The 7,331-nt window shown below is 44.8% G+C and carries 9 protein-coding genes; 4 read left to right on the top strand and 5 right to left on the bottom strand.

Translation table 11 applies throughout. From position 1 onward, the window contains the following. The first annotated feature begins 123 nt into the window (after window positions 1-123). Together QSJ47_RS04355 and QSJ47_RS04350 are read left to right on the top strand one after the other, a co-directional pair. Complete coding sequence (locus tag QSJ47_RS04355; RefSeq protein WP_285602549.1) at window positions 124-615, top strand: DUF3800 domain-containing protein; 492 nt, start codon at window positions 124-126, stop codon at window positions 613-615. After that, window positions 615-779, top strand: coding sequence for a hypothetical protein (locus QSJ47_RS04350; protein WP_285602548.1), 165 nt, complete (start codon window positions 615-617; stop codon window positions 777-779). Before QSJ47_RS04355 ends, QSJ47_RS04350 begins: the two co-directional genes overlap by 1 nt. Before the next feature lie 598 nt (window positions 780-1,377). Here QSJ47_RS04350 and QSJ47_RS04345 read toward each other — a convergent pair. The 3 genes from QSJ47_RS04345 to QSJ47_RS04335 all read right to left on the bottom strand — a co-directional run bounded on the left by QSJ47_RS04345 (window position 1,378) and on the right by QSJ47_RS04335 (window position 3,766). Continuing rightward, a complete protein-coding gene (locus tag QSJ47_RS04345) occupies window positions 1,378-1,527 on the bottom strand; it encodes a hypothetical protein (protein ID WP_221272300.1) in 150 nt (49 codons plus the stop codon). A gap of 263 nt (window positions 1,528-1,790) precedes the next feature. Beyond that, entirely contained in the window at window positions 1,791-2,474 is a 684-nt protein-coding gene (locus QSJ47_RS04340; RefSeq protein ID WP_285602547.1) for a 3-methyladenine DNA glycosylase, read from the bottom strand. Continuing rightward, a complete protein-coding gene (locus tag QSJ47_RS04335; RefSeq protein ID WP_221272298.1) occupies window positions 2,471-3,766 on the bottom strand; it encodes a M99 family carboxypeptidase catalytic domain-containing protein in 1,296 nt (431 codons plus the stop codon). The genes QSJ47_RS04340 and QSJ47_RS04335 overlap by 4 nt, the downstream gene beginning before the upstream one ends. Window positions 3,767-3,864: 98 nt before the next feature. On the opposite strand from QSJ47_RS04335, the gene QSJ47_RS04330 reads away from it, so the two are divergent. Both QSJ47_RS04330 and QSJ47_RS04325 read left to right on the top strand, forming a co-directional pair. Beyond that, window positions 3,865-4,371, top strand: a complete 507-nt coding sequence (locus QSJ47_RS04330; protein ID WP_221272297.1) for a flagellar FLiS export co-chaperone — start codon at window positions 3,865-3,867, stop codon at window positions 4,369-4,371. Between the two features lie 365 nt (window positions 4,372-4,736). After that, the gene (locus QSJ47_RS04325; RefSeq protein ID WP_285602546.1) at window positions 4,737-5,489 is read left to right on the top strand and encodes an outer membrane protein; all 753 of its coding nucleotides are present in this window, start codon (window positions 4,737-4,739) and stop codon (window positions 5,487-5,489) included. A 299-nt stretch (window positions 5,490-5,788) separates the two neighbouring features. Here QSJ47_RS04325 and panC read toward each other — a convergent pair whose 3' ends face one another. After that, entirely contained in the window at window positions 5,789-6,601 is an 813-nt protein-coding gene (panC, locus tag QSJ47_RS04320) for a pantoate--beta-alanine ligase (protein WP_285602545.1), read from the bottom strand. Further along, on the bottom strand, window positions 6,588-7,280 hold the full coding sequence (gene pyrF, locus QSJ47_RS04315) for an orotidine-5'-phosphate decarboxylase (RefSeq protein ID WP_221272294.1): 693 nt from the start codon (window positions 7,278-7,280) through the stop codon (window positions 6,588-6,590). Before pyrF ends, panC begins: the two co-directional genes overlap by 14 nt. Window positions 7,281-7,331 lie beyond the last annotated feature (51 nt).

Genomic DNA, 7,331 nt, shown 5'->3' with positions numbered 1-7,331 from the left:
TAACCAGCATGGTAGAAACAGGAATACAACAAAAACCGCAATCTTTAAAATTTTTTTCTATTGATAGGATTTTATAGGATTTTATGCGGTTTTATAGGTTTGTAAGAACGGTTTTATAATGCCTTGCTAGAATTTTTCTTTTCCAGCGTCCATCTACGCTTTCAAGCCATTTTAATCCCAGATAAACAAAGGCTCGCCCACGACTACTATAACCAAAGTAACCCAGACATTTTCTATTACAAAATGTTTTATTATGTGCTGAGAAACCTCATAGAACCCCAAACCGCTATCAAAATTTACCTAGACTACAAGGATTCAAAATGTGCGGTGCGGATGCGGGAGTTAGAAAGAGTGTTGCACCACCACTACAACAACACCATCCAAGCCCAATGTTTCACCGCCCAATCCCACCAGTCCCAAATCATCCAACTTACCGACCTACTCATAGGGGCGATCGCCTACAAAGCCCGCGATGACATCCCCCACCAGAGTGCCATTAAAAACCATGTCGTCCAAAAAATTGAAGAGTGGGCGGGGGTTAAGCTCGAAAAGGGGACACCCCCTTGGGAGAATAAATTCAATGTGTTTAAAATCGTGCTCAAAGAAAACACCTAATGTACCCGCTTTTAGATTTTAGCGTATGTGCTTGTGAAGAAGAGATGGTAGAGCTTGCCTACCAACAATTTAAGCAAGACTTTATAGACACACCCCTTTACCTTGCTAATCGCCTTTACATTGACCCCCTACAACCCCCAGGCCGCCCCAACCAAAAAGAATAGGTCTTTTGGCATTTAATCACAAGGCGAAATAAAGAGAATAAAAGGGCATTTGATCTACAAAGAGCCTGCAGAATCGGATGGATTAGGCAAACCATCTTAGATCACGCAAAACCCCATGTCAAATTATTTTACTACTTAGCCAAGAAAATAAGGCTGTGCCTTATGCTCTATGATTTGATTTTATGGTGATTTTGCAAAGGGCGCACAAAGGAGAGGCTGTATTTCTTGTGACCGGCTTTTACATTGATAAAAACGACAACAAAAAGACTTATGAAGACCGCTACAAAGCTTATAATAACGACCCAAAGCTTAAAAGTTGTGCGTGGTTTTAGGGTGCAGATTAAGGCACTGCCAGCCATCTCTTTCTACCACCGGTAGTTGAGCAGAGCTATCTATGCCACAATTTGTATTAAAGAACAATGAAAAGAACAATGAAGCGTGCTAGGCAGATGAAATTATTACATAAAATAGCTAAATAAAGTGTTTTGAAAACCACCACTTATATCCGTAGAAACATTCCTAGAGGCTTTTTCTTGCAAAAGACACACGAATACAAAGCATGTCTACATCAAGAAATCAAGAAAGGTTAAAAAATGGGTTAAAGCCCCTTGTATTTGGGCGCGTCTAAGCCCTCTTTAGCGGTGTAATAGATTGTAACTTCGCCTGCGTGTGGACTAATAACCTTGATTTTATCCACGCCCTTTAAGATATAGTCCAAGTCTTGACGGGCAAGCTCACAAAGCCCCACGCCGCTCCCTTCCTTTAATGACTTCTTTGCCCCCACATAAACATATATCATCTTGGTAGTCTATGCAGAGGTAGGATTCTCGTCTTATGTGGCTAACCCCTGCGTGGGGGCATGCAATAACTCCGCCTACTTCAAGCTCGCCTTTTTTCATTCCAGCCCTCTGCCTTTGTGCCGACCTTTAGCTCCACCCTCCTATTCTGCACATCTACCAAGTACACCAAATAAGCCAAATCGCCACCGCATTTATCCAAGAAATGCTACTGCTAAAGATAATCTGCTAAATTTGCTAAATGGGGTTTAAGCGCAATTTTTCCTTGCATGCAAGCCACAATCTTGCCATGCAACCTTGCGTAAATGCCCGCTAGATCTAGTTTGTTCTCATAAAGCGCTAAAACTTGGGGCAGATCCTGTTCTAGCCCTTTGGTGAAAAACTCTTGCAGGGCGTGGTAGTCCTCAATCTCCATGCCTAGAGTGGCTAAGAGTTTGTAGGTGTAAGTGTCCACGACAAATACGGGGCGCAAGCAGGCGTAATTTAAAATGCTATCCGCACTCTCAAAACCCACCCCCTTTTGGGCTAACAGCCACTCACGGTTCACCTCAGCTTTGAAGGTTTCAAAGCTGTTGAAATCCTTGAGGATATTTTGGCTAAGGGCGTTTAAATGTCGTACCTTTTGGTTGTAAAACCCACTAGGGGCAATGAGGGGGGCAAGCGTGGCGAGGGGGGTGTGGGCTAGATTTTCTAGGCTCTTAGTGGGGTCTTGCTCTAAAAGTCCTGCGCTTTTGAGTTGCTCTAAACTCTTTTTAGCGTTGCTAAATTTGGCGCGCTGTGTGAGGATTGCGCCTAGCACAACCTCAACGCTCCCGGCATTTGGCCACCATAGGGGCGGGGCGTTGTCTATGAGTTTTAAGGCTTTTAATGCTTTAAGGATACAAAAGGCAAGACTCATAAAAAGCGCGCCAACACCATGCCGCTAAAAGCTTGGTTTTTGTAAAACTCAATGCGGTAAATCCGTCCCTTAGCGTCTATAGAAAAGCGTTTGTCTAGGTCTTTGTAGCGGATAGTAAAGCCTGCTTCATCGCTCGCCCCATTGTGGGTGTAACCGATGACATTTACCCGATAGCCCTCTTTTACCAAGACTTTAAAGGATTTATGCACCTCTATGATACGAGCGGGTGCGCTCTGCTCTAATTTGCCATCAATTTCTAGCTTGACGCTCTTTAGGCTGTGATCGAAGGGTAGGTATAGGGGGTGTAAGCGGGTCATTAATTTATTGCCGTATTTGAGCCACACTTGCTTTTGACGGGGGAGTAAGCCCAAAATATAGCTTTTAGAGTTTAAGGGGATTTGCTCTATGGGGGTGTTCTTGGGAAGAGGGAAAAAGTTTAAATGGTTGCGCAAGCCATAAAGGGGCAAGATGGTGTTGTTATTGAGCACCACGCTTAGACTTGGGTCATTGATGAGTTTGTAAAGGTTCTCAGGGCTTAAATTAAAATCCTTGCTGTATTTAATGCCTAACTCTTTTAAAAGCCCCTCAATGGCGAGCAAGTGGTAATACACTCGTGAGGGCAAGGGCAATTCTTTGCTCGCCTCGTTGGCAAAGGCGGGCTTTTTATGCTTAATGGCAAAGTAAGTTAGGGCTTTCTCCATTTCTACATTGCCCCGTGCGGTGTGGGTGTTGCGGATGTAGTAACGGTGCAAGGGCTTTAGTAAAGACTTATTGATGTTGGCGATAATGCCCTGCGACACCTGTTTTAAATGCCCAAAGCGCACCGCAGGCAGTTCGTCTTGGTCTATAATAGACGAGTTGCCCCAACGCCTAGGATTTAAAAGAGGGCTTTCATAGCGAGGGCGGTAAAACCCACTGCCATCGTGCAAGTGTAAAATTGCACTCACCTCTTTGGCGGTGATGATTTTCTTAATGGATTGGATTAAGGGGTATTCGGGGTCTTTGCGGCTTAAATAAGCGAATTTGCGGTTTAAATCCCCATACACGCCTCTATGGTTTCTAAGCATGGAGTAGCGGTTTAGCACGGGCACCACCCACACACTCCCGGATAAAATCTTGTAGTGCATTAAGAAAATGTCTGTGGCATTAAACCCCCCGGGCTCATCGCCTTGAATGCCCCCCATTAAAAGCAAGGTGGGAGCGGACTTGGCACTTTCTTTCTTAACGACCTGGATAGAGGCGGCGTTTAAAGATACACATACAAGCAACAATAAAATTAAAATAGATCTCATCAACAATCCTACCTAAAGTGCGCCATTATACCCAAAACTCTCCAAGTGTTAAGGAATAAAAAATGCTTGTGTATTGTATCTTGCAACAAAGGATGGATATGTTAAAACAGGACATTTTACAGGCTCTCCAAAAACACTTGGGGGCGATCGACACGCAGTCTTTGGAGATTTTAGACACCCAACACAAGACACATAAGATTGAGAAGTTTAGCCACGAAATCAAGGGGATTAACGAGGGTATCGGGGCGTTGCAAAGCCTGCAAATCGCCTGCCAAAAAATCCTAAAGTTAGAAACCTTAAATGCTGAGAGCGTGCAAGAGTTGGTGCAAAAGGCGCAATTCATGGGTAAAGCCTTGTTCAACAGCACCCTTAGCATTAATTTGGGCGAAAGTATGCTTAAGCTAAACGCCCCAAGCCCTTTAGACTTGCTATCACAAGGGGCGGATTTAAAAGCGGCGTTGCAAGAGAGTCTAGAGCAAATCAAGCAAGCCCTAAACACAATCCAAGAGAGCGTGAGCCAAAAGCAGGTTTTCAAAAAACCCCCCACACTCAACACCCCAAGCTTCAACAAAGATGTGTTGTTGGATTTAATGAAAAGTTCTTAAAAAAAATGGATGGGTGGGAACGCTTTTTAATGATGTAGTGCGCTCAACCGCACTTTAACCTACACAGCGTGGGCGCGAAGGCGACTCATCAAAGATGGTGTGTTTTTTCTAACAAGACCATTTTAAAATCCTTGGACTTAAGGTCCTTGATTGTTTAAAACAAATTTGATAAAATTTTTCCGTTTACTTTAGTTTCATTTTATTTCGCTTTCATAAAGGATTTTTTGATATGATACGCAGTCAGCAGTCAGCAGTCAGCAGTCAGCAGTCAGCAGTCAAAGCTCCGCTTTCTAAAGGTTGCCTTATTAGGCTTTTTTGCGGCTTTTTCTTTAAACCCTTTGAGTGCAGAAAAAAACGGCGCATTTGTGGGGTTGGGCTTTCAGTATTCGCATTTTTTAGGTCAATCTTTAGTGGGTTCAACACTCACAACCTCCTCGCAAACATTCTTCAATGCGCTGTTTTCCTCGAACCCTAATGCACAGACCTTTTTAAGTGGGAATCTTTTTGGTGGAGATTTGCAGATCGGTTATAAATATTTTTTTGGCAAGAAAAAACGCTTTGGAATGCGCTTCTATGGATTTTTTAGTGGGCAGGGCATCGGCAGCTCCCCTTCTCTTCCAAGCTCTCAAGCCAGTGCAAATCTCTTCTATGGTGTGGGGCTTGACATGCTTTTAAACTTTTATGACAACCCTAAGGCAAACCACTTTAAATCTTTTGGCATGCTCTTTGGTGTGATGGCAGGGGGAAGTTCGTGGTTTATGGGCAAGGGTTATGATAACAGCGGAAATTGCTTATGGCAAAACCAAAATAATCTAGGCATAGGCACGCCCACATGCACCACAATGGATCAGTATTTTTCCCAACGATCCCAAAGCACTAACCAAGTCTATCAAGGGACTGCTGCCGCAACCATGCCCACTTTCGTGCAATTGATTGTCAATGTTGGTCTTAGGGCTAATTTTAAGAAGCATAGGGGCTTAGAGTTTGGTGTGCGCATCCCCATCATTGCCGATCCTTACTATGTAGGGGCATATGATGCTTATGGTGTGGGCATGGCGCAAATGATCACCTTAAAGCGCAACATCGCTGCCTATATTAACTATGTCCATAATTTTTAGCCTCTACAACACTTTCTACAACCCAAAGTCTAGGGTGTGGAAATTAGGGATGGGGTCAAATTCGGGTTCGTAGCGTTCGGGTTTGTCGATCTCATAACTTGCAAGCAAAACCCACCCCACCATGTCGGGGTAGATCTACTTGATGTCCTTTTTGCTTTTTGTTCTTTTTTTGTGATGGATGGTCTTGGGGTAAATCTCCCACTAGTAGTAGGCAATACGGGTCAAAGTGTTTAGGGCTTATGGGTTCTTGGATCGCCTCAAGCACTTCTAGTACAATGTCTATATCCGCTCGTTTCATTTCACAGCCATAAATTATCTAAAAGTCTTGTGGTGCCGACTCTCACAGCCACGAGAATTAGGCTGTTGTTAGGTTCGATGTGTTCCAGGGGTATAAGTTGCCGATTAACGAGGCTTAAATACTGCACCTCAAGGGGACTTAGGATTTCTTGTCCCAAAGCTAAAAGATTGGTGCCTTGCGTGATGCCCGCCCTGTAGGCTTCGTGGATCGTGTTTAGGGCTTTGGGGACTTTTAGGGCAAGTTGCCTTTGTTCTGGGCTTAAATAGACATTGCGCGAGCTTAAAGCCAAGCCGTCAAAGTCGCGCAAAATGGGGCAAGGCACGATCTCAACGGGCAAGAATAAATCTTGCACCATACGCTGGATAATTAAAAGCTGTTGGGCGTCCTTTTGCCCGAAGTAGGCTTTAGTGGGGCGCACGAGGTTAAAGAGTTTTAAAACCACTTGCAAGACCCCATTAAAATGCCCGGGGCGTAGGTCCGCTTCAAAGCCCAATAAATCCTTTGGGGGGTTTAAGCTAATGGCTTCTTTAAAGGGGTAAAGGCTGTCGGCTTGTGGGGTGAAAACTGCGCCAACCCCAGCCTTAGCGCACAGCTCTAGGTCCTTTTCTAGGGGGTGTGGGTAGGTGCTGAAGTCCTCGTTTGCGCCAAATTGCGTGGGATTGACAAAGATAGACACGATGACAAAATCATTTTCTGCCCTTGCGCGCTCAATGAGGCTTAAATGCCCTGCGTGCAACGCCCCCATTGTGGGGACAAAGCCGATGTTTTGCGCCTTTAGGGCTTGTAAATCTACGGGTGTTTTACAAATTTGCATGTTCTAGGCTTTCTAAGATTTGGGCGGTCGTTTCTTTGGGGTCTTTGGCTTGGTAAATGGGGCGTCCAATCACGATAAAATCCGCCTTGGCTGTTTTAGCGTCTTGCAACGAGCCCACGCGCTTTTGATCCTGCACTTCTTGCAAGTTGGGGCGTATCCCCGGGGTTAGAGTTAAAAATTTTGGGTTTGTCGCCTCTTTAATGACTAAACTCTCAAACACCGAGCACACCACGCCATCAAGCCCGCTCTCATAGCACAACTTGGCTAAGTGCAGGGCGTGTTGCTCTAAGGGGGCGTTATACAAGCTTTGGCATTGCGCTTCATCTAGGCTGGTGAGCAGAGTAACGCCTAAGATTTTGGGGCGCTGTTTCAAGCCCTGCACTTGCTCCATGACCGCCAAAAGGGCTGGCGCGCCACTGCTAGCATGCAAGGTTAAGAGCTCCACGCCCAAATGAGCGCATTCTAAGACAGCACTTGCCATGGTGTTTGGGATGTCGTGTAGTTTTAGATCCAAGAAAATTTTAAAGCCCATGTTTTGGATTTCTTTAATGAAGCTAGGACCCTCGCGCACAAACGCCCTCAAACCCACTTTTACGAGCAACTTAAAACCCTTTAAGCTCTCTAGCAAGTCTAAACATGCCCGCTTGGAATCCAAGTCCAAAGCTAAACAAAGTTGCATACCGCCCTTTCAGCCAAATATTAAGACAAAACGCTATTATAGCACACTCCA

The organism is Helicobacter sp. NHP22-001 (assembly GCF_030270165.1).
Lineage (GTDB): Bacteria > Campylobacterota > Campylobacteria > Campylobacterales > Helicobacteraceae > Helicobacter > Helicobacter gastrofelis.
Note: the sequence above shows the minus strand (reverse complement) of the source record. Positions and strands in the feature narration are given on the sequence as shown.

Bases quoted from the DNA above. Each gene is read 5' to 3' on its own strand.
- QSJ47_RS04350 (WP_285602548.1), top strand. From the start codon at position 615: ATGTACCCGCTTTTAGATTTTAGCGTATGTGCTTGTGAAGAAGAGATG.
- QSJ47_RS04340 (WP_285602547.1), bottom strand. From the start codon at position 2,474: ATGAGTCTTGCCTTTTGTATCCTTAAAGCATTAAAAGCCTTAAAACTC.
- QSJ47_RS04335 (WP_221272298.1), bottom strand. From the start codon at position 3,766: ATGAGATCTATTTTAATTTTATTGTTGCTTGTATGTGTATCTTTAAAC.
- QSJ47_RS04330 (WP_221272297.1), top strand. From the start codon at position 3,865: ATGTTAAAACAGGACATTTTACAGGCTCTCCAAAAACACTTGGGGGCG.
- panC (WP_285602545.1), bottom strand. From the start codon at position 6,601: ATGCAAATTTGTAAAACACCCGTAGATTTACAAGCCCTAAAGGCGCAA.
- pyrF (WP_221272294.1), bottom strand. From the start codon at position 7,280: ATGCAACTTTGTTTAGCTTTGGACTTGGATTCCAAGCGGGCATGTTTA.